At 71.9% G+C, this 21,006-nt stretch carries 21 protein-coding genes; 12 read left to right on the forward strand and 9 right to left on the reverse strand.

Going from position 1 to position 21,006, the window contains the following annotated elements:
* Positions 1-65 precede the first annotated feature (65 nt).
* The 5 genes from rlmC to DEJ35_RS07780 all read right to left on the reverse strand — a co-directional run bounded on the left by rlmC (position 66) and on the right by DEJ35_RS07780 (position 4,199).
* Entirely contained in the window at positions 66-1,217 is a 1,152-nt protein-coding gene (gene rlmC / locus DEJ35_RS07760) for a 23S rRNA (uracil(747)-C(5))-methyltransferase RlmC (RefSeq protein ID WP_111192510.1), read from the reverse strand.
* Positions 1,218-1,224: 7 nt separating this feature from the next.
* Positions 1,225-2,094, reverse strand: a complete 870-nt coding sequence (locus DEJ35_RS07765; RefSeq protein ID WP_111192511.1) for an SMP-30/gluconolactonase/LRE family protein — start codon at positions 2,092-2,094, stop codon at positions 1,225-1,227.
* Between the two features lie 38 nt (positions 2,095-2,132).
* A complete protein-coding gene (locus tag DEJ35_RS07770; protein ID WP_110858588.1) occupies positions 2,133-2,753 on the reverse strand; it encodes a DedA family protein in 621 nt (206 codons plus the stop codon).
* 67 nt (positions 2,754-2,820) lie between these two features.
* The gene (locus DEJ35_RS07775) at positions 2,821-3,480 is read right to left on the reverse strand and encodes a FadR/GntR family transcriptional regulator (protein WP_110858587.1); all 660 of its coding nucleotides are present in this window, start codon (positions 3,478-3,480) and stop codon (positions 2,821-2,823) included.
* On the reverse strand, positions 3,477-4,199 hold the full coding sequence (locus DEJ35_RS07780) for an SDR family oxidoreductase (protein WP_181435543.1): 723 nt from the start codon (positions 4,197-4,199) through the stop codon (positions 3,477-3,479). The genes DEJ35_RS07775 and DEJ35_RS07780 overlap by 4 nt, the downstream gene beginning before the upstream one ends.
* A 45-nt stretch (positions 4,200-4,244) precedes the next feature.
* Between DEJ35_RS07780 and DEJ35_RS07785 the strand changes: the two genes are divergently transcribed.
* The 7 genes from DEJ35_RS07785 (at position 4,245) to mnhG (ending at position 11,372) form a co-directional block, all read left to right on the forward strand.
* Positions 4,245-4,997, forward strand: coding sequence for an SDR family NAD(P)-dependent oxidoreductase (locus DEJ35_RS07785; protein ID WP_111123807.1), 753 nt, complete (start codon positions 4,245-4,247; stop codon positions 4,995-4,997).
* Positions 4,998-5,098: 101 nt separating this feature from the next.
* On the forward strand, positions 5,099-8,011 hold the full coding sequence (locus DEJ35_RS07790) for a Na+/H+ antiporter subunit A (protein WP_111192513.1): 2,913 nt from the start codon (positions 5,099-5,101) through the stop codon (positions 8,009-8,011).
* Positions 8,008-8,418 carry a Na(+)/H(+) antiporter subunit C gene (locus DEJ35_RS07795; protein WP_111192514.1) on the forward strand — a complete coding sequence of 137 codons (411 nt, stop codon included), beginning with the start codon at positions 8,008-8,010 and terminating at the stop codon, positions 8,416-8,418. Before DEJ35_RS07790 ends, DEJ35_RS07795 begins: the two co-directional genes overlap by 4 nt.
* The gene (locus tag DEJ35_RS07800) at positions 8,415-10,106 is read left to right on the forward strand and encodes a Na+/H+ antiporter subunit D (protein ID WP_111123809.1); all 1,692 of its coding nucleotides are present in this window, start codon (positions 8,415-8,417) and stop codon (positions 10,104-10,106) included. Before DEJ35_RS07795 ends, DEJ35_RS07800 begins: the two co-directional genes overlap by 4 nt.
* The gene (locus tag DEJ35_RS07805) at positions 10,103-10,684 is read left to right on the forward strand and encodes a Na+/H+ antiporter subunit E (RefSeq protein WP_110858581.1); all 582 of its coding nucleotides are present in this window, start codon (positions 10,103-10,105) and stop codon (positions 10,682-10,684) included. The genes DEJ35_RS07800 and DEJ35_RS07805 overlap by 4 nt, the downstream gene beginning before the upstream one ends.
* On the forward strand, positions 10,681-11,019 hold the full coding sequence (locus tag DEJ35_RS07810; RefSeq protein WP_110894112.1) for a sodium:proton antiporter: 339 nt from the start codon (positions 10,681-10,683) through the stop codon (positions 11,017-11,019). Before DEJ35_RS07805 ends, DEJ35_RS07810 begins: the two co-directional genes overlap by 4 nt.
* Positions 11,016-11,372 (forward strand): monovalent cation/H(+) antiporter subunit G, encoded by a 357-nt coding sequence (mnhG, locus tag DEJ35_RS07815; protein WP_071245814.1) that lies wholly within the window; start codon positions 11,016-11,018, stop codon positions 11,370-11,372. The genes DEJ35_RS07810 and mnhG overlap by 4 nt, the downstream gene beginning before the upstream one ends.
* A 93-nt stretch (positions 11,373-11,465) precedes the next feature.
* Here mnhG and DEJ35_RS07820 read toward each other — a convergent pair whose 3' ends face one another.
* Entirely contained in the window at positions 11,466-12,782 is a 1,317-nt protein-coding gene (locus DEJ35_RS07820) for an MFS transporter (protein WP_258378447.1), read from the reverse strand.
* Between the two features lie 752 nt (positions 12,783-13,534).
* Entirely contained in the window at positions 13,535-14,578 is a 1,044-nt protein-coding gene (gene mgrA, locus DEJ35_RS07830) for an L-glyceraldehyde 3-phosphate reductase (protein ID WP_111123811.1), read from the reverse strand.
* 90 nt (positions 14,579-14,668) lie between these two features.
* On the opposite strand from mgrA, the gene DEJ35_RS07835 reads away from it, so the two are divergent.
* From DEJ35_RS07835 to soxR, 3 genes are read left to right on the forward strand one after another with little or no spacing between them, the layout of a single operon-like run.
* Positions 14,669-15,124, forward strand: coding sequence for an iron chaperone (locus DEJ35_RS07835; RefSeq protein WP_220032909.1), 456 nt, complete (start codon positions 14,669-14,671; stop codon positions 15,122-15,124).
* Positions 15,125-15,126: 2 nt separating this feature from the next.
* Positions 15,127-16,170 carry a YdcF family protein gene (locus DEJ35_RS07840; protein ID WP_258376362.1) on the forward strand — a complete coding sequence of 348 codons (1,044 nt, stop codon included), beginning with the start codon at positions 15,127-15,129 and terminating at the stop codon, positions 16,168-16,170.
* A 52-nt stretch (positions 16,171-16,222) separates the two neighbouring features.
* Entirely contained in the window at positions 16,223-16,723 is a 501-nt protein-coding gene (gene soxR / locus DEJ35_RS07845; RefSeq protein ID WP_309147147.1) for a redox-sensitive transcriptional activator SoxR, read from the forward strand.
* Here soxR and DEJ35_RS07850 read toward each other — a convergent pair.
* Positions 16,720-17,160, reverse strand: coding sequence for a MarR family winged helix-turn-helix transcriptional regulator (locus tag DEJ35_RS07850; RefSeq protein ID WP_258369754.1), 441 nt, complete (start codon positions 17,158-17,160; stop codon positions 16,720-16,722). The genes soxR and DEJ35_RS07850 overlap by 4 nt on opposite strands.
* 46 nt (positions 17,161-17,206) lie before the next feature.
* On the opposite strand from DEJ35_RS07850, the gene DEJ35_RS07855 reads away from it, so the two are divergent.
* Positions 17,207-18,451: a multidrug effflux MFS transporter gene (locus DEJ35_RS07855; RefSeq protein WP_111032645.1), complete on the forward strand. Its 1,245-nt coding sequence runs from the start codon at positions 17,207-17,209 to the stop codon at positions 18,449-18,451.
* A 22-nt stretch (positions 18,452-18,473) separates the two neighbouring features.
* Here the strand turns inward: DEJ35_RS07855 and DEJ35_RS07860 are convergent, their stop codons facing one another.
* Entirely contained in the window at positions 18,474-19,181 is a 708-nt protein-coding gene (locus DEJ35_RS07860; RefSeq protein WP_111123815.1) for a phosphatase PAP2 family protein, read from the reverse strand.
* Positions 19,182-19,279: 98 nt separating this feature from the next.
* Here DEJ35_RS07860 and poxB point away from each other — a divergent pair, with 98 nt between their 5' ends.
* Complete coding sequence (poxB, locus tag DEJ35_RS07865; protein ID WP_111192515.1) at positions 19,280-21,004, forward strand: ubiquinone-dependent pyruvate dehydrogenase; 1,725 nt, start codon at positions 19,280-19,282, stop codon at positions 21,002-21,004.
* The last annotated feature ends 2 nt before the right edge of the window (positions 21,005-21,006 follow it).

The raw sequence follows: 21,006 nt of genomic DNA on the forward strand, positions 1-21,006 counted from the left end.
TGATCGAGCCGTACCCGGGTACGTGTCCTTGGCAATTCCCTGGCAATGCCGATCGGCGCTCGGGATCAACCCCGTGTGAGCAGGGTCACGGCCTCGAGGTGACCGGTCTGCGGGAACATGTCGAGCACCCTGGCCCGACGCAGCCGGAACGACGGCATGCGTGCCAGGTCCTTCGCCAGGGTCACGGGGTTGCAGCTCGAGTACACGACGTGCTGCACGTCCGACTCCTCAAGCCAGGTCGACAGCCGCTCGCCGATCCCGCGACGCGGCGGGTTCACGACGACGAGCTCGGGCACCGCGTCCGGACGGGCCCGGAGTGCGTGCTCGGTCGCGTCGTCGGCGGCGAACCGGAGGCCCTCGAGGCCGGCCTCACGAGCGGACTGCCGCGCGGAGCGGATCGCCTCGGCACTCGTCTCGATGCCGGTCACCACGCGGCCGGGGCGGGCTGCGTGCAGCGCGAACCCGCCGACGCCGCAGTACAGGTCCCACATCGACGCGGGATCGAGCTCGTCGATCCAGGCCGTCGCCTGCGCGTACAACTCGGTCGCGACGCCGGTGTTCGTCTGGAAGAAGCTCTGTGGCCGCAGGTGCATCGTGATCCCGCCGAGCCGCATCGGCAGCGTCTCCTGCTCGGTCAGCACGATCTCGCGGTCGCCTTCCGTGACGGCCTTGTGCTCGGGCAGCAGGTTGACGGTCACCACGACCGCGTTCGGCAGTGCGGCGCGCAGGGCGTCGAGGTGCTGCCGGAGCCGTGGCAGCTGTCCCTCGGAGCGCAGCACGAACCGGATCATCAGCTCGCCGTCGGGCGACTCGGTGACCAGGACGTACTTCAGCTCGCCCCGGCGCGCGGCGACGTCGTACGGGATCAGCCCCGCGGTCGAGACGAACTCGGCCAGCACGGGCAACGCGTGCCGGATGCCGGGCGTGCAGATCCCGCAGTGCCGCAGGTCCACGCCGCGCTGCCGGTGGTCGAGGATCCCGACGGTGGGGTGCTGGACGGATCCGCCCACGACCGTCTTCGCCTTGTTCCGGTACCCCGACTCCGGGCTGGTGATCGCGGGCGACCAGGAGACCGCTCCGGGACCCCCGGCAGCTTCGACCGCGTCGTGCAGGAGCTCGCGCGTCCGGAGTTCCTTGTCGAGGACCTGGTCGGCGTAGGGCTGACCCATGAGCGTGCACGACCGGCACACCCCGCGGTCGAAGTAGTCGCACTGCATGGCCGAGTCAGGATACGGCAGCGTCCCGCGTCGTCGTGGCGATCCGGTACACCGACGTCGTCGCGGTCAGGAACAGCGTCGTGCCGTCGTCGCCGCCGAAGCACAGGTTCGACGTGACCTCCGGCACGGCGACCTCTCCGATCCGGGCTCCCTCGGGGTCGAACACGACGACGCCGCGGTGGGAGGACGACCAGACGTTGCCGTGCACGTCGACCCGGATGCCGTCCGGCGCTCCCTCTCCGGGCTCGAGCCGCGCGAACACCCGGCCGTTCTTCAGCAGGTCGCCACGGCGGTCGTAGGCACGGATCACCGGCTCATCGCCCGACGAGCTCGCGATGTACAGCACCCGCTCGTCCGGGGCGAACGCCAGGCCGTTCGGCTCGTCCAGGTCGGTCGCCACGGGTCGCAGGTCCCCGCCCTCCGGTCCGCACCGGAACACCCAGTGGTCGCCGTACTCGCGCACGCCCGGGTGCCCCTCACGCGGCTGGGTGATGCCGTAGGCGGGGTCGGTGAACCAGACGCCGCCGTCCCGCGCGACCACGACGTCGTTCGGGGAGTTGAAGCGGCCCCCGTCCCACACGTCGACGATCGGCGTGACGACTCCGTCGCGGTCACGCTCGACCCGACGCAGGCCGTGCGAGCACTGCACGACGCTGCGGTCCCGATCGAGCGTGCGGCCGTTGGTGAACTCGACACCGTCCGCGTACACCGAGGTCTCCCCCGAGTCGGCGTGCCACTGCAGGATCCGGTCACCAGGGATGTCGGACCACCGCAGCGTGCGCGTCGACGGGATCCAGCAGGGCCCCTCGGCCCAGGTGCTGCCGGTGGCGATGCGCTCGAGCGCATCGCGGTCCGGCACGAGGTCGTCGAGCAGCACGGGGTTCTCCTTCGAACGGGGTGCCCACCCTACTTTCGTCAGGCCGCGGCCGCCGCCTCGCTGCGTCGTCGCAGGGCCTTCTCGATCGCGGAGATCGCGAGGCCGAGCAGGATCGACGCCACGACCGCGAGGGTCGTGACGAGGAAGGGCTGCTCGCGGCTCCAACGCCCGGTGGCCGAGGCGATGCCGACGCAGTACGCCGCCCAGACGACGTCGGCGAGCACGCAGCTGAGCAGGAACCGCCGGAGGTCGAGCCCGCTGTCCGCGCCGACCAGGTTCGTCGTCAACCGACCCATCGGGATGAAGCGTCCGAGCACCGCGATGCGCCCGGGAGCTGCACGGTAGCGGCCGTCGATGGCGTCCCGGGCCGCGCGGACCTTCGGACGCGAGAACCACGACCTCGAGCCGAGGTCGACCGAACGCGCCAGGTGGTAGAGCCCGAGGTCGCCGAGGACCATGCCGATCGACGCCGCGACGACGAGGAAGAGGACCGGCAGGAGACCGCCGTCACCGCCCACCAGGAGCGTGCCGATCGCGACGACGAGTGCCTGACTGGGCAGGAAGACCGCGACACTGCCCACGGCGAGCACGAGGCCGACCACGAAGAACGCCCACGGGGTCCCGACGAGCTGGACGACCAGGTCCTGTGCTGCGTCCACGACTCACCCTCCACGGGCACCGGAGGGGCACACCGGGGTCCATCCTCGCAGGTCCGGGGCGCTCCACTCACGTGCGGTCGACGATCGCCCGCATCGTCGAGGCCGCTTCGTCCGGACGACCGTCGAGGACGGCATCGGCGAGAGCGAGGTGGAGGCCGACGTCGTGCCGGTCCGGGCGGACGCTCCCGCGTTCGCGCAGCACCTGGCCGACGACCTGGTGCAGTCGTCGGTACAGCGCGTTGCCGGACAGGTCGAGCACGAGCGCGTGGAACCGCACGTCCGCGATCACGAAGTCGAGGCGGTCGTCGCGGGTCGCGGCGGCGGCGAGTTCGTCGGCGGTGGTGCGGAGGGCCTCCCGTCGGTCCGCGAACTCGTCGAGCGCTGCCCGCCGGGCTGCTGCGGCAGCAGCGGCGGGTTCGACCGCCGCACGCAGCTCACGGAGCTCGGCCGCCACGCGGTCACCATCCGGGCCCCGCAGCCGCCACCGCACCACGCGCGGATCCAGGACGTCCCACTCCCGCATGCCGAGGACGGTCACGCCGACCCGCTGCCGCGCGGCGAGCAGGCCGAGGGCGACGAGGACTCGGACGGCCTCGCGGACGATGCTGCGACTGGCACCCGTCCAGGCCACCAGGTCGTCGATGCTCCGGCGGCTGCCCACGGCGACGGCACCGGAGACGACGGCGGCACCGACCTGGTCGAGGACCCGTTCGAAGGTGCTCGTCACCGCTGCGAGACAGGCGACAGCACGAGCTCGTCGATGCGCACGTGCGCCGGCGCCCCGAGCACGAACGCGACCGTCCGCCCCACGTCCTCCGGCTGGAGCATGCGCTGCCGGGCGGCCGCATCGGGGACCTCCGGCCGCTGGTCGAGGAAGTCCGTCGCCACGTCACCAGGACACAGGTGCGTGGCACGGACGCCGTGCTCGGCCTCCTGCTGATTGAGCGTGCGGACGACCGAGGCGAGCGCGGACTTGCTCGCCGAGTACGCGACACCCGCTCCCGGCTGGAAGGACCACCCGGCGTACGACGACACCACGACGACCACGCCGCCGGCCACGCGGAGTGCCGGCAGCGAAGCGTCCACCAGCGTGACGACGGCGGTGAGGTTCGTGTCCACGATCGCGCGGAAGTCGGTGAGCGACTGGTCGTCCCACCGGCGTCGCGGGGCGTTGAGTCCGGCCGCCAGCACGAGCCCGTCGAGCCGGCCGTGCCGCTCGAGCACGGCGTCCCGCGCGGCTGTGACGGCTTCGGGGTCGCTCGCGTCGAGGGGCAGGACGTCCGCGGTTCCCCCGGCGTCACGGATGGTGCGTGCGACCTGCTCGAGCCGGTCGGCACGACGTCCGCTGAGCACCACGGTCCAGCCGTCCCGCGCCGCCGCCTCGGCGCTCGCGGCTCCCATGCCGCTGCCCCCACCCGTGACCCAGAGCACACGCTGATCCGTCATGCTCGAATAGTATGCCTATTGAAGGCACCGACGACGGGAGCAACGATGCACCTCGACCTGACCGACCGAGTGGTCGTCGTGACCGGCGCGGCGCGCGGGATCGGCCGCACACTCGCCGATCGCTTCGTCGGCGAGGGGTGCCGCGTCGTCGCGCTCGACCTGTCCTTCGAGCCGGACTTCCCGCTCGACCACGTCGTGTGCAACGTCGCCGACCCGCAGTCGGTGCACGACGCCGTGGACGAGGTCGTCCGGCTGCACGGCACCATCGACGTGCTGGTCAACAACGCCGGCATCAACGTCACGGGCACGGTCGCCGAACTGGAGTGGGACGCCTGGCGCCGCTGCATGGACGTCAACCTCGGCGGCACGTTCCTGATGAGCCAGGCCGTTGCTCCGGTGATGCAGGCGGCCGGGCGCGGTCGGATCATCAACGCCGCCTCGTTCGCGGCGATCGTGCCCAGCGTCGGGAGCGCGGCCTACGCGGCGTCGAAGGCCGCCGTCGTCTCGTTCACCCGGGTCCTGGCGTCGGAGCTCGGCCCGTGGGGGATCACCGTGAACGCCTACGCACCGGGCATGGTGCCGACGGCCATGAACGGCTTCGCGACGATGCCGACCGAGGCGCAGGACCGCCTGCTCGACACGCTGTCGCTCCGCCGGTGGGAGACGCCGGACGACGTCGCCGACCTGCTCGTCTTCGTGGCGAGCGACGCTTCCGGGTACATCACCGGCACCCTGCTCGACGTCTCCGGCGGCAAGCTCGCGACGCAGATCCCCGCCCGAGCGCACGGCCGGACCTGAGCGGACTGCTGTCCGGCCGCACAGGTTCTCCACATGGGTCGCTTCGTAAGCTGTGAGAGCCCAGTGAGCCGGACTGCAGCCCGACCCCGAGGAGGTGCCCGATGGTCCTCGTCCTCGTCGCGTTCGCGATCGTCGCCCTGATCGTCCCCGCCCTGACCCCCGTCCTCGGCCGCCGCGTCTTCTACGTCGCGGCCCTCGCCCCCGCCGCGGCGGCGGTGCTGACGATCGCCCAGACCGACGCCGCCCTGCACGGCAGCGTCGTCGAACGGCACCGGTGGGTCCCCCAGCTCGACCTCGACGTCACGCTGCGGATGGACGCCCTGTCGTGGGTGCTCGCACTGGTCGTGTCGATCGTCGGCGCGTTGGTGCTGGTCTACTGCGCCTCGTACTTCGAGCGGGACGAACCCGGGCTCGGTCGGTTCGCCGGGGTCCTGACCGCCTTCGCCGGCTCGATGTACGGACTCGTGATCGCCGACGACGTCATCGTGCTGTTCGTCCTGTGGGAGGCCACGACGGTCTTCTCCTACCTGCTCATCGGGCACGACGCCGCGAAGCGTGCCAGTCGCGCCGCCGCCATGCAGGCCCTGGTCGTCACCACCGCCGGTGGTCTGGCGATGCTCGCGGGCCTCGTGATGCTCTCGGTCACGGCGGGCACGACCTCGCTGTCCGCGATCGTCGCCGATCCCCCGAGCGGCACGGTCGTCTCGGTGTCGGTGGTCCTGGTGCTGCTCGGAGCGCTCACGAAGTCGGCGATCGTGCCCTTCCACTTCTGGCTCCCCGCCGCGATGGCCGCACCGACCCCGGTCAGCGCGTACCTGCACGCCGCGGCGATGGTGAAGGCCGGCATCTACCTGGTGGCCCGGCTCGCGCCCGCGTTCGCGCTGCTCGACGGCTGGCGCGAGACGATCACACTGCTCGGCGTCGCCGGGATGCTCGTCGGCGGGTACCGGGCACTGCGGCAGACCGACCTCAAGCTCCTGCTCGCCTACGGCACCGTGGCCCAGCTCGGGTTCCTCGTGCTCGCCGCCGGCTGGGGTGCCCCCGCGGTCGCCCTCGGAGGGGTCGCACTCCTCGTGGCCCACGCCGCCTTCAAGTCGACGCTCTTCCTCGTGGTCGGCGCGATCGACCACGTCACCGGCACGCGTGACCTCGGCCGGCTCAGCGGACTCGGGCGCGCCCGCCCGTGGCTGGCGGTCGTCGCGGTGCTCGCGCTGGTGTCGATGGCGGGGATCCCGCCGACGATCGGGTTCGTCGCGAAGGAAGCCGTGCTGACCGGGTTCACCGAGTCCCTGCACGGCCCCGACGCCGGCTGGGCCTGGTTCGCCCTGATCGGCGTGACGGTCGGTTCGGTGCTGACCGTGGCCTACTCGCTGCGGTTCCTGTGGGGCGCCTTCGCCCGCAAGCCCGGTGTCGCGACCACCGAGCCGCACGCCCTGCACGGCCTCGCCGTCGTGCCCTCGGTGCTCGCGCTGGCCGGGCTCGCACTCGGCCTGCTCACCCCGGTGGTCGCGCACGGCATCGAGCCCGCGGCGACGACCGCAGCGCTCGGCGGCGAGGAGGTCCCGCACCTCGCGCTCTGGCACGGCCTCGAGCCCGCGCTCGGTCTGTCCGCGATCACCCTCGTGGGGGGCCTCGCACTGTTCGCCCTGCGGCGTCCGGTCGAGGCGCTCCAGCACCGGCTCGCCGGGTTCCCGAGTGCCGCGGGCACCTACCGGCACGGCATGCGACTGCTCGACCGCGGAGCGACCGGACTCACCGCGAGCCTGCAACGCGGCTCGCTCCCCTACTACCTGACGGTGATCCTGTCGGTCTTCGTCGCCGGGGCGCTCGCCAACCTGGTGCTCGGCGGGCCGTGGGAGTTCCACGTCCGGTTCGCCGACACGTGGGGCCAGATCCCGGTGATGATCGTGATGTCGATCGCCGGCATCGCGGTGCTCACGGCGAAGACCCGGTTCGCCGCCGCGGTCCTGGTCGGCGTCACCGGCTACGGCCTCTCGGTGCTGTTCGTCCTGCACGGCGCCGTCGACCTCGCCCTGACGCAGCTCGTGGTCGAGACGGTCACCCTGATCGCCTTCGTCCTGGTCCTCCGACGGCTGCCCCCGCGCATCGCCACGACCAACCCGTCGCGGTTCCGGGTCGTGCGGGCACTCTTCGCCGGTCTGGCGGGGCTGACCCTGGCGATCGTCGTCGTCGTGGCCGCCTCCGCCCGCACGGCACGCCCCCTCTGGCCCGACCTGCCCGCGCTGACGAGCTCGTTCGGGCACGGTCTGAACGTCGTGAACGTCGCCCTCGTCGACCTGCGCGGCTGGGACACCCTCGGTGAGCTCACCGTCGTGGTCGCCGCAGCCACCGGCGTCGCGAGCCTGATCTTCGTGAACTCGCGCGAGGACACCCTGCCCCGGCTGCGGGACCTGCCGGAGACCCTGACCGCGAACGGCGAGCGCACCGACGGTGAGCCACGCGCCTGGCTACCGACGAGCGCCGCGATCCCGACCGGCCGCTCGGCCCTGCTCGACGTGGTCGTCCGACTGCTGTTCCACGGCCTGATCGTGCTGTCGCTCTACCTGCTGTTCGCGGGCCACAACTCGGCAGGTGGCGGGTTCGCCGGAGGCCTGGTCGCCGGCATCGCCCTCGCGGCCCGCTACCTGGCCGGCGGTCCCGCCGAACTCGGCGCCGCGGCCCCGGTGCGCGCCGGTCGCCTGCTCGGCCTGGGTGTCGCGACGGCCGCCATCACGGCGATCGTGCCGCTGTTCTTCGGTCGCGAAGCCCTGTACTCCGAGTTCTTCGAGGCAACCGTCCCGATCCTCGGACACGTCGAGTTCGTCACCGCGACGTTCTTCGACATCGGCGTGTACCTGGTCGTCGTCGGCCTGGTGCTCGACGTCCTCCGCAGCCTCGGCGCCGAGGTCGACCGGCAGCGCCTCGAGGACGCCTCGACCCCGACCCGCGACACCACCGAGGAGTCCGTCAGCGACGCCCTCGATGCCCCCACCCCGGAAGGGAGCGCCACATGACCGTCACCCTCGTCCTCGTGATCGCCATGGCGGTGCTGTTCTCGTGCGGCGTCTACCTGCTGCTCGAACGCTCCCTGACCCGGATGCTCCTCGGCTTCCTGCTGCTCGGTAACTCCCTCAACCTGTTGCTGCTGGTGATGTCCGGCGCCGCGGGCGACCCGCCGATCGGCACGAGCGCCGAGGGCATCACCGACCCGCTCCCCCAGGCGTTCGCCCTGACCGCGATCGTGATCACCTTCGCCGTGAGCGCGTTCCTGCTGGCCCTGATCCACCGGTCGTGGCAGCTGTCCCGCGCCGACGAGGTCGAGGTCGACGAGGCCGACGCCGCCATCGGCCGTGACCGCGACGAGCCGGCCGACGAGGACCCGGAGACCACCACCGACGCAGAACAGGAGGCGACCCGATGACCTGGCTCGTCCCGCTCCTCGTCCTCGTCCCGCTGCTCGGTGCCGCGGTCGCGCTCGGACTCCTCCGCCACCAGAAGCTCCAGCGTGCGATCACCGTCGTGGTGCTCGTCGTGGCCCTGGCCGTCGCCGCCACGCTCATGGTCCTGGTCGACCGGCACGGCACGATCGTGGTGCAGGTCGGCGGCTGGGACGCCCCGTACGGCATCTCGCTCGTCGTCGACCGGCTGAGCGCACTGCTGCTCACCGTCAGCGCGAGCGTCCTGCTGCTCGTCCTGCTGTTCTCGATCGGGCAGGGCCTGGCCGCCGACGACGAGGACGCCCCGGTCACGATCTTCTACCCGACGTACCTGGTGCTGGCCGCCGGCGTGCTCGACTCGTTCATCGCGGGTGACCTGTTCAACCTGTACGTGGCGTTCGAGATGCTGCTGGTGGCGAGCTACGTGCTCATCACCCTGGGCGGCAGTGAGCAGCGCGTCCGGGCCGGCACGACGTACATCGTGACGAGCCTGATCGCATCGGCGATCTTCCTCGCCGCCATCGGTCTGGTCTACGGCGCCACCGGCACGGTGAACATCGCCCAGATCAGCGAGCGCGTCGCCGACCTGCCGGAGCACGTCCAGCTGCTCCTGCACACGATGCTGCTGATCGGGTTCGGCATCAAGGCGGCCGTGTTCCCGCTGGCGTTCTGGCTGCCGGACTCGTACCCGACGGCCCCGGCGCCGGTCACCGCGGTCTTCGCGGGCCTGCTGACCAAGGTCGGCATCTACGCGATCATCCGGCTCGAGACGGTGATCTTCCCGCGACCACAACTCAACGAGGTGCTGCTCGTCGTCGCCGCACTGACGATGGTCGTCGGGGTGCTCGGCGCGGTGTCGCAGACCGACGTGAAACGGCTGCTGTCCTTCACGCTGATCAGCCACATCGGCTTCATGGTGATGGGCGTCGGCCTCGGCACCGTCGCGGGTACGGCGGCCGCGGTGTTCTACACGGTGCACCACATCGTCGTGCAGACCACGCTGTTCCTGGTGTCCGGCCTGATGGAACGTGTCGGCGGGACGACCTCGACCCGGTCGCTCGGCGGACTGCTGAAGGCTGCACCACTGCTGGCCGCCCTGTACCTGATCCCCGCGTTCAACCTGGGCGGGATCCCGCCGTTCTCCGGCTTCATCGGCAAGCTCGGCCTGTTCCGCGCCGCCGCCGAGGACGGTTCCCCGATGGCGTACGTCACCATCGGCGCCGGCGTCGTCACCTCGCTGCTCACCCTGTACGCGCTCATGCGGGTCTGGGACGCCGCCTTCTGGCGGCCGAAGCCGGCGGCCGAGGCCGCCGCCCCGCACGCGACGAGCGCCGAACCGCACGCCCACCTGCGGTCGCCGGAACCGGCTCCGCTCACCGTCTCCGAGGACACGGGCGAGGCGTACCACCCGGGAGGCTCGGTGGCGGTCACCGACGCACCGCACGCGACCCGTGCCTCCAGTCCGACCACCGGTGCGACCGAGGCGATCGGCGAGGCTCCCGAGAAGGTGCGCCTGCCGCGCATGCTCGTCGGCGTGACCACCGTCGCGGTGCTCGGGTCCGTCGCCCTGACCGTCGTCGCCGGCCCGCTCTACGGCTACGCGACCCGCGCAGCGGAGTCGCTGGAGTCGCCCGACCGCTACGTGCAGGCCGTGCTCGGAGGTGAACGATGACCGACGTCCGCCGCATCTCCAACGCCAGGCGGATCGCGCTGGCGTGGCGCTACGACGTGCCCCTCGTCGCGGGGCTCACCGTGCTCTGGGCGCTGCTCTGGGGGTCGTGGACCCCGCTGACGCTGCTGTGCGGCATCGTCGTGGCGCTCCTCGTCACCCAGGCGCTGCCGCTCCCGCCGGTCCCGCTGTCCGCACGGTTCTCGATCGTGCACGTGCTGCGGTTCCTGGTCGTGTGGTCCGGGCTCGTCGTCGTGGCGTCTTTCCGGGTCGCGTGGGTCGCGTTCCGTCCCCGCGGTGTGCGGCGCAGCTCGATCACGCTCGTGCAGCTGCACTCCACGTCCGAGATGACCTTCACGCTGGCCACCCTCGCGATCTCGCTCGTGCCCGGCTCGTACGTCGCCGACGTGGACCTGCGGCGCCGTCGCCTGCTGATCCACGTGCTCGACACCGAGCGCCTGGATCAGGTCGAGGACGAACGCCGCGTCGCACTCCGGATCGAGGCCATGGTCATCCGCGCACTGGGGTCGAAGCAGGACGTCTCCGAGCTGTCCGAGCCGCTGCCGGAGGTGACCCGGTGAGCCCCGCCGTCGTCGTGATGGGGATCGCGATCGTGCTCGTCCTCGCCCTGCTGGGTGCCACGCTGGCCCTGGCGGTCTACCGGATCGTGCGCGGGCCGACCATCCTCGACCGCATGATCGGGTCGGACATGGTGCTGACCACCGTGCTCGTGGTGATCGCCGCCGCGATGGTCATCCGCCAGGACCTGACCGGCATCCCCGTGCTCGTGGTGATCTCGGCGACGAGTGTGTTCGCCACGGTCGCCGTGGCCCGGGCCGTCACCCCCTCAGCGGACCCGTCCGACGAGGGACTGACCGTCACCACCCCCGAGCGTGCCGAGGAGGACCAGCCGTGATCGAGATCATCGAGTCGTTCGTCGACGACGCCGGCATCCGCGCCTGGATCGCCATCGGGCTGCTGCTCGTCGGGTCGCTGCTGTCGCTCGGCGCCGGGGTCGGCATCGTCCGGTTCCCGGACCCGCTCGTCCGTCTGCACGCGATGGCGAAGCCGCAGGTGCTCGGGCTCGCGCTCGCGCTGGCCGCCATCGTCGTCGCGGTGTGGACGTGGACGGCGTTCTGGGTCGTGCTGCCGATCATGGTGTTCCAGCTGTTCCTGGTGCCGGTGTCGACGCACATGATCGCCCGCGCCGGGCTGCGCGCCGACGACTACCGGCACGAGGACCTGCTCGTCGACGACACCGAGTCCTGAGCGTTCGCACGCCTCGTCCATTCCCGTGACGGACCGGAGGCCCGTGGCGGCGTCGCCACGGGCCTCCCGTCCGTCAGGCGCTCACGTTCGCGGTCAGGCGGTCGCGACCCGACGCGGGAGCAGCAGGTTGAGGACGGCGGCGACCACGACGATCGCGGCGGAGACCGCCGGCAGCAGCATCGCTGCGGCGGTGCCGTGGTGCTCGGCGACGTCACCGGTGATGGCGGAGGCGATCGACTGGCCGACGATGACGGCGGACCCGAGGATCGTCATGGTGGTGGCGGACCGGCCGACGGGTGACCGGTCCGAACCGAGGCTGTACTGGGCGACCAGGGTGGGTCCGATCCCGATGCCCATGACCGCGAGGACGACGCCCGCGGCGACGACGGAGTCGGCGCCGGCGAACGCGACCGCACCGGCGAGGAGCACGACGCCGAAGACGAGCCAGCGCCAGCCGAGGCCGAAGGCCCGGGGGAACGCCGCGGACCCGAGTGCCAACCCGGCGGAACCGATGCCCATCAGGCCGTAGAGCAGGCCGGCCTGCGAGGCCTCGCCGTGGGTCTCCATGAACGCCGTCAGCGAGGTGAGGGTCGAGCCGAAGAACAGGCCGATGCCGAGGATGCCGACGACCACGACGACGAGCCGCGGGCGCAGCAGCTGCCGTGCGGGTGCCTGGGTCGACTCCGCGTGCTGGCCGACCACGAGCTTGCCGGTCGGGTGCAGCGCGAACGCCGTGACGAACACGAACGTCAGGACCGAGGCGCCTGCGACGGCCACCCACGGGGCGATCGCGCTGGCGAGGATGCCGACCAGGAACGGGCCGATGATGAACACGGTCTCGTCGGCGGCGGACTCGTAGGCCATGGTGCCGCTGAGGGTCTTCTCGCGCCGCGCCGGGGCCATTCGCTGCCGGATGATCGCGACGAGCCGCGTGCGGGACATCGGGGCGACCTGCGGGGCCGAGGCGCCGATGCAGAACGCGACGGCGAGCACGGCGAGGTCGGGCGCGGTGCCGCTGACGACGAACGGGAAGAACCCGAGCAGCGCCGCGTTCACCAGGCCGACGGGGACGAGCACCGCCCGCTGGCCGAAGCGGTCCGCCGCGGCGCCGACCATCGGGCCGAAGATCGCGGATCCGATGCCGACGGCGGCGGAGTTGATGCCGCCGAGGGCGACGGAGTCACGGGCGGCGACGACGAGGGTCAGGACGCCGACCACCATCATCGCGAACGGGAGCCGGGCGATGAACGCCACGGGGAAGTACCAGCGCCCGGCGAGCGAGACGAGCGAGCGGTCCGGAGCGGGCGGGGCGTCGCTGGTGGGCAGGGTGTCGCCGGTGGGCGGGGTGTCGCCGGTTGGCGGAGTGTCGCCGGTGGGCAGGGTGTCGCCGGTGGAACGGGTCTGGAGCATTGGGGTGTGCCTTCTCGGCCCGCCCGGTTCGGTGGCGGCGGACCCATCGGGTGCCGCCGTTGTCCGCCGGGGAGCCGGCGGCCGGTAGATACACACTGCGTGTTGTCGAACGCTGTCGATGGTACCAATCGGCCGCCGCGCACCGGAGGAGTTCGCTCCGGGCGCCGTCCCGTCGGTCACGACACCCCGTCGGCCGTCCGCGGTGCGGTCGCAGACCGTCGCCTGCGGCGCCGCCAGCCGACACTTCATGACCGGTCGGCACGCGGCCCGCGACGTGTCGCGACCGGTCGACGGACGGGAGGCGCGTGACGGGGCGCCCCGTGCCTCCCGGCCGCCGCGCCGCGCCCAGGACCCCGCACCGGTCACGACACCCCGTCGGCCGTCCGCGGTGCGGTCGCAGACCGTCGCCTGCGGCGCCGCCAGCCGACACTTCATGACCGGTCGGCACGCGACCCACGACGCGTCGCGACCGGCCGACGGACGGGAGGCGCGTGACGGGGCGCCCCGTGCCTCCCGGCCGCCGCGCCGCGCCCAGGACCCCGCACCGGTCACGACACCCCGTCGGCCGTCCGCGGTGCGGTCGCAGACCGTCGCCTGCGGCGCCGCCAGCCGACACTTCGTGACCGGTCGGCACGCGACCCACGACGCGTCGCGACCGGCCAGCGCGGGCCGGCCAGCCGACACTTCGTGACCGGTCGGCACGCGACCCGCGACGTGTCGTGACCGGGCCGCCGCGCCCCGTGGCGCTCGGGTCAGGAGACCTCGCCCGCGCGGGCTCCCGCCCACAGGTCGACGTCCGTGATGCCGACGGAGTGCTCGTCGATGACACGGAGCTCCTCGTCGGTGAACGAGGTGTTCGACAGCGCGGCGACGTTGTCCTCGAGCTGCGACACCCGCGAGGCACCGATCACGAGTGAGGTCACCCGCTCGTCGCGGAGCGCCCAGGCGAGGGCGAGCTGCGCGAGGGACTGTCCGCGCGCGGCCGCGACGTCGTTCAGGGCACGGAGGTGCTCGACGACCTCGGGCGTGATGCTCGACGCGTCGAGGGACTTGCCCGCTGCCGCCCGGGAGTCCTCGGGCACACCGTTCAGGTACTTGCCGGTCAGGAGCCCCTGTGCCAGCGCGGTGAAGCCGATGACGCCGAAGCCGAGCTCGCCGGCGGCGTCGAGCAGCCCCTCGGTCTCGATCCAGCGGTTGAGCATCGAGTACGAGGGCTGGTGGATGAGGAGCGGCGTGCCGAGGTCGCGGAGGATCTCGGCTGCCTGACGGCTGCGCTCGGCGTCGTACGACGAGATCCCGACGTACAGCGCCTTGCCCTGCTGGACCGCGGTGTGCAGGGCGCCCATCGTCTCCTCGAGCGGGGTCGAGGCGTCGAGACGGTGCGAGTAGAAGACGTCGACGTAGTCCAGGCCCGTGCGCTGCAGCGACTGGTCGAGCGAGGCGAGCACGTACTTGCGCGAGCCACCGCCCTGCCCGTACGGCCCCGGCCACATGTCCCAGCCGGCCTTCGTCGAGATGACCATCTCGTCGCGGTAGGGCCGGAAGTCCTCACGTATCAGGCGGCCGAAGTTCACCTCGGCGGCTCCGTACGGCGGGCCGTAGTTGTTCGCGAGGTCGTGGTGGGTGATCCCGAGGTCGAACGCCCGGCGGCTGATGGCACGCTGGTTCTCGAAGGGCATGTCGTCCCCGAAGTTGTGCCAGTACCCCAGGGAGAGCAGCGGCAGGTCGAGGCCCGAGCGGCCGGTCCGGCGGTACGTCATCGAGTCGTAGCGGTCGTCACTGGCGATGTAGGTCATGGGACGAGCCTGGCACTCGATCGGGCCCCGGCCTCGCATGCTTCGCTTCGCGGACCCATGATGGGTGCACGAGACCACGAGGAGACGACGATGGCACGGACGACGAAGACCGAGACCACCTTCACCGACGAGGAGCGTGCGGCGATGCAGGAGCACGCCGCGGAGGTCAAGCGCGCCCGCGGCACGAGGGGCACCAAGGCCGAGAAGGCAGCGGCCGACGCGGCTGCGGTCGAGGCGAAGATCGCCGAGATGTCCCAGTCGGACCGGGGGCTGGCGGAGCGCATCCACCGCATCGCGCTCGAGGTCGCGCCCGAGCTCGCGCCGAAGCTCTGGTACGGCATGCCCGCCTACGCACGGGACGGCAAGGCGGTGTTCTTCTTCCAGGACGCCGCGAAGTTCAAGGCCCGCTACGCGACGCTCGGGTTCCAGGACTCGGCCGCGCTCGACGACGGCACGTTCTGGCCGACGTCGTGGGCGATCAGCCCCGAGTTCTCCGAGGCCGACGAGGCACGGGTGGCCGACCTGATCCGTCGCGCGGTCGGTTGACGGTGCTCGGGCTGGGCGCCGCTCCGGTCTTCGCCCTGCTGTTCCTGGTGCTGTACGTCCTGGGGCGGCGACGTGACCCGCGGATGCTCCGCAACGGGGTGTTCCTGACGGCGGCCGTGCTGTTCGGGCTCGCGACGGTCGTGGCCGTGCTGACCAGGGTGGTCCCCGGGTTCAGCCTGCTCGTCGCCGTGGTGCTGCTGCTCGTGCCGCTGGCCGTCGTGGTGCTCGGGGTCGCCCTGGTCGCGAACGGCCTGCAGATGCTCCGGGCCGAGGGGCGCAGCGTCGGCAACCTGCTGTCGCTCGCTGCCGGGGTGGCGGTGTTCGTGCTGCCGGCGGTCGCCATCGCCCTGCTCGTCTCGGGCAGCGGCGAGGGCTTCACGCTGTGGGACGGCACGAAGATCGCGATCGCCGTGCTGATGGTGTTCGTCTGCGGGTACTTCGCGCTGTCGCTGGTCGCGTTCGCCCTGTACTCCGTGGTCTACGGGCGGACGCGGCACGGCATCGTGCCCGACACGATCGTGGTCCTCGGCTCCGGGCTCGTGCACGGCGAGGTCCCGCCCCTGCTGCAGAGCCGGCTCGACCGGGCGCTCGGCGTCTACCGGGCCGAACGGGCGGCCGGACGCCGCCCGCTCCTCGTGCCGTCCGGCGGACAGGGCGACGACGAACCCCGCCCCGAGGGCACCGCGATGGCCGAGTACCTGGTGGCGCACGGTGCCGACCCGGACGACGTCGTCGCGGAAACCGCGTCGCGCAACACCCGTGAGAACCTCCGGTTCTCGCGGGACGTGCAGACGGCCGCCGGCCGGGACGGCCAGATGGTCGTGGTCACGAACAACTACCACGTGCTGCGGGCCGCGACCCTGGCCCGTCGCCTCGACCTGCCCGCCCAGGTCGTCGGTGCTCGCACGGCGGCCTACTACGTGCCGAGTGCGTTCCTGCGGGAGTTCGCCGCGGTGATCGTCGAGCACCGCTGGCTCAACGTGGTCGCCTGCACGCCGTTCGTGCTGTTCACCGGGTTCCTGCTCTGGGAGTCGTTCCAGCAGTAGGATCTCCACCACGGTCGAGATCCCGGCGCCGCGGCCGACCGACCTGCTGCCCATCGGCGAGATCGTCCGCCGCACGGGGGTCGCTGCCTCGGCCCTGCACTTCTACGAGCGCAAGGGCCTGATCCACCCGGAGCGCACCGACGGCGGCACGCGGATGTACCCGCGGCACGTCGAACGGCGGATCGCGATCATCCAGGTGGCCAAACGCCTCGGCATCCCGCTCAGCGAGGTCGCCGAGCAGTTCGAGGCGCTGCCCGCCGACCGCATGCCCTCGCTGCGCGACTGGAACCGGTTGAACGAACGGTGGCGCGCACGGCTGCGGGCCCGCCAGCTCGAGCTCGAGCGCCTGCAGCAGGAGATGACGCAGTGCATCGGCTGCGGGTGCGTCTCGCTCGGGGCCTGCTCGGTGGTGAACCCGGGCGATGCCCTGGGCGACGAGGGGCACGGAGCGCGTCGCCTGCTGCCGATCCAGGACGAGGCGGCCGACGATGCCGACACCGCTGCCGACGACGCAGCTGCTGCCGCCGACGCCGCCGCGGACGCCGTCGCCTAGCCCGCGCGGAGCCCGTCGTCGATCCGCTGCAGCAGCTCCAGCGCCTCGACCGCACCCCGTTCGTCGCCGCCGAGGGCCGTGCGGAGCTTGCCGGACCAGTGCCGGTGGAGCCGGTCGACGCTCTCCTGGGCCAGGGCGGTCGAGTGCAGCTGCACGGTCCGGGCGTCCGCCGGGTCCTGGCGCCGCTCGACCATGCCCTTCGACACGAGCGACCGGAGTGCGACGCTGAGGTTGCTGCGCTGCAGGGCGGTCGCCTCGGCGGTGGCACTGGGCGAGGTGCCGGGATTGCGGTTGATCCAGCGCATCACGAGCGCTTCGGTGCCGGTCAGCGGCACGATGTCGAGGGTCTCGGAGCCGTGTGGATCGATGTCACGCGCGATCCGGAGCAGGACGTCCGCGAACTCGGCGAGGACGTGGTCGGACACGGCGGAGTGCATGACCGTACTGTACCGATCTCCGGCGATGAGTTATGCTTTCATAACCATGACCACGGACACCGGAACCATCCGCGCGACGATCGCGACACCCACGACCAAGCAGCAGGGCATCACGACCGCGCTGCTCCTGGTGCTCGGCCTGCTCAGTGCCGTCGCCCCCTTCGCCACCGACCTGTACCTGCCGGCGTTCCCGCAGATGACCACCGAGCTCGGGGCGAGCGCCACCGCCGTCCAGCTCACCCTCACCGCGTTCCTGGTGGGCGTGACCGCGGGCCAGCTCGTGTTCGGTCCGCTGTCCGACCGGTTCGGCCGCGTGCCGCCGCTCATCGCCGGTGCCGCGGTGTGCGTGCTCGCCAGCATCGCCGCGGTGCTCGCGCCGAACATCGGCGTGCTCATCGCGGCCCGCCTGCTGCAGGGCCTCGGCGGCGCGGCCGGCATGGTGATCAGCCGTGCGGTCATCTCCGACCTGGCGACCGGCAAGTCCGCAGCCCGCGCGTTCTCGCTCATGATGATCGTCGGCGGGGTCGCCCCGGTCGTCGCACCGCTGCTCGGCGGCCTGCTCACCGGCCCGATCGGCTGGCGCGGCCTGCTCTCGATCGTGCTCGGCCTGTCGGTCGTCATGCTCATCGCGGTCCTCGCCGTGATCCGCGAGACCCACCTGAAGGAACACCGCGACGCCCTGCGTGCGGAACGCCGTGGCTCCGGCTCGGCCCTGCGTGCCCTGCGCTCCCGCACGTTCCTCGGCTACACCGCGGTGTTCGGCTTCGCGTTCGCCGTGATGATGGCCTACATCTCCGCGTCGCCGTTCCTGTACCAGGACATGATCGGCTTCGGCACGGTCGGCTACGGCCTGGCCTTCGGGCTGAACGCCCTGGCGCTCATGGGCGTCAGCATCCTGTCCGCCAAGCTCACCGCGACCCGTTCGGTGACGGGCGTGCTGTCGCTCGGCATCGTGCTGGTGCTCGCGTCGACCGTGGCGTTCGCGCTGCTCGTCGTCTCCGGGGCGCCGGTCATCTGGCTCGCCGTGCCGCTGTTCACCGCGGTCGGTTCGCTCGGCCTGGTGCTCGGCAACGCCACGGCACTCGCTCTCGGTGCCGTGCCGTCGGCCGCTGGCAGCGCCTCGGCCGTGCTCGGTGCCCTGCAGTTCGGGCTCGCGGCGCTCGTGTCCCCGCTCGTCAGCATCGGCGGCTCGGACACCGCGGCGCCGCTGGCGATCGTGATGCTCGCCGCCGCCGTGGTGGCCGTCGTAGCGCTGCTCGCGGCGCGGGGCCGGACCAGCACGCTCCGCTGATCCGGAACGGCACCGCCCGGCGTCAGCCCCGCCCCGGCCGCAGGAACGGCACCCGCGGCATGAGCCAGTCGACCCACACCACCCGGACCCCCGGCGCCACGGCCAGTGCCCACAGGATCGAGGCGGCAGCGTCGGTCGGGTAGTGGACCGCGTCGATCGACACCGCGAAGAACACGACCACGATGGCCACGACCCCGAGCGTCAGCGCGAGCCGGTGCCACCGGGTCTCGCGGAGCAGCCAGATCAGGGCGATGACGAACGCCGTGATGTAGACGGTGTGCCCGCTCGGGTACCCGGGGTCGGGCTGCACGGGGAACGGGTGCGGCAGCACGGCGACGTCGGGCCGGGCGCGGTGCACGATCTCCTTCACGATCGCGGACGGCACCCACGTGATCGCGATGGTTCCGCCGAACGCCAGGGCGGGTCGCAGGTCTCGCGTGCGCCACCAGACCACGGCGACGACGACGACCGTGATCCCGATCGCCGGTGCCGGACTGATCACGTGGTAGACCGCCGTGCTGAACGCCCCGACGAACCCGGTGTGCAGCGCGTTGAGGGCCTTCGACAGCCCGAGGTCCACCGTGCCGAGGGTGAACCCGACGATGGTGATGACGACGACCGCGATGACGGCGATCGCCACCGAGACGAGCGGGTACGGCGAGCGCTCCAGGATCCCGTACTCGGCGGGCTCCCGTCGGCGGGGACGGAGGAGCGGCGCGTCGTCGGTCATCCGGTCATCGTCGCAGCCCAAGCCCGACACGCAGGGGCGAGCGGGCCTCACGATGATCCGAAAGCGTTCAGCACAGCGGTCGCGAGTAGACAGGGCACATGCCAACCGTTGCCGAGAACATCGTCGCCACCCTCCGGGCCAACGACATCCACCGGGTCTACGGTCTGCCCGGGGACTCCCTGAACGGCTTCACCGACGCCCTGCGCAAGGACGGCACGATCCGGTGGGAGCACGTCCGTCACGAGGAGGCGGCCGCGTTCGCCGCCTCTGCCGAGGCCGCCCTGACCGGTGACCTGACCGTCTGCGCCGGCAGCTGCGGGCCCGGCAACCTGCACCTGATCAACGGCCTGTACGACGCGAACCGTTCGCGGGTGCCCGTGCTGGCGATCGCGGCGCACATCCCCACGGCGGAGATCGGCTCCGGCTACTTCCAGGAGACCCACCCGCAGGAGCTGTTCCGTGAGTGCTCCGTCTACGTCGAGTACGTCGCCGACCCGGTGCAGATGCCCCGCCTGCTCGAGATCGCGATGCGCGAGGCGATCGAGAAGCGCGGCGTCGCGGTCCTCGTGATCCCGGGCGACGTCCTGCTCGCCGAGGCGAAGGACGACCGCGCCACCCGCATCGAGCGGGCCACCCCGCGCATCGTGCCGAGCGAGGCCGAGCTGCAGCGCACCGCCGACCTGCTGAACGGTGCCGACCGGATCACGATCCTGGCCGGAGCCGGCGTCGCGGACGCCCACGACGAGGTCGTCGCCCTGGCCGAGCGACTGCAGGCCCCGATCGTGCACGCGCTGCGCGGCAAGGAGCACATCGAGTACGACAACCCCTACGACGTCGGCATGACGGGGCTGCTCGGCTTCGCCTCCGGCTACCGCGCGATGGAGGACGCAGACGTCGTGCTCATGCTCGGCACGGACTTCCCGTACCAGCAGTTCTTCCCGGCCGAGGCGAAGCACGTGCAGGTCGACATCCGTGGCTCGCAGCTCGGCCGGCGGCACCCCGTCGACATCGGGCTGGTCGGCACCGTCAAGGACACCGCCCTCGCGCTCCTCCCGCTGCTGACCGGCTCGCACCCGACGAAGCACCTGGAGGACTCGCTCGGGCGCTACCGGAAGACCCGCGAGAAGCTCGACGACCTGGCCGTGCCCGCCGGCAGGAAGAAGCCGCTGCACCCGCAGTACGTCACCCGGGTGCTGGACCGGCTCGCCGCCGAGGACGCCGTCTTCATCCCCGACGTCGGCTCCCCCGTCGTCTGGGCCTCGCGCTACCTCACCATGAACGGCAAGCGCCGACTGATCGGCTCGTTCGTGCACGGCACGATGGCGAACGCCGTCCCGCAGGCGATCGGTGCGCAGACGGCGTACCCGGACCGGCAGGTGATCGCTCTTGCCGGTGACGGCGGGCTGACGATGCTCCTCGGTGAGCTCATCACGATCGTGCAGAACAAGCTCCCGGTGAAGATCGTCGTGTTCGACAACTCGTCGCTCAACTTCGTCGAGCTCGAGATGAAGGCCGCCGGCTTCGTGAACTACGGCACCGAGCTGCAGAACCCGGACTTCGCCGCCGTCGCCGAGGCGATCGGCATCAAGGGGTTCCACGTCGACGTGTCCGACGACTTCGAGGACGCGATGGCCGCCGCGCTCGCGCACGACGGCCCCGCGCTCGTGTCGGTCCGCGCGAACCGCCAGGAACTGTCCATGCCCCCGGCGGTCACCCTGGAGCAGGCGAAGGGCTTCACGCTCTACGCCATCCGCACGGTGCTGTCGGGCCGCGGCGACGAGCTGCTGGACCTCGCGTCCACCAACGCGCGCCAGCTGCTGTAGAC

Source organism: Curtobacterium sp. MCPF17_051 (assembly GCF_003234595.1).
Taxonomy (GTDB): Bacteria; Actinomycetota; Actinomycetes; order Actinomycetales; family Microbacteriaceae; genus Curtobacterium; species Curtobacterium flaccumfaciens.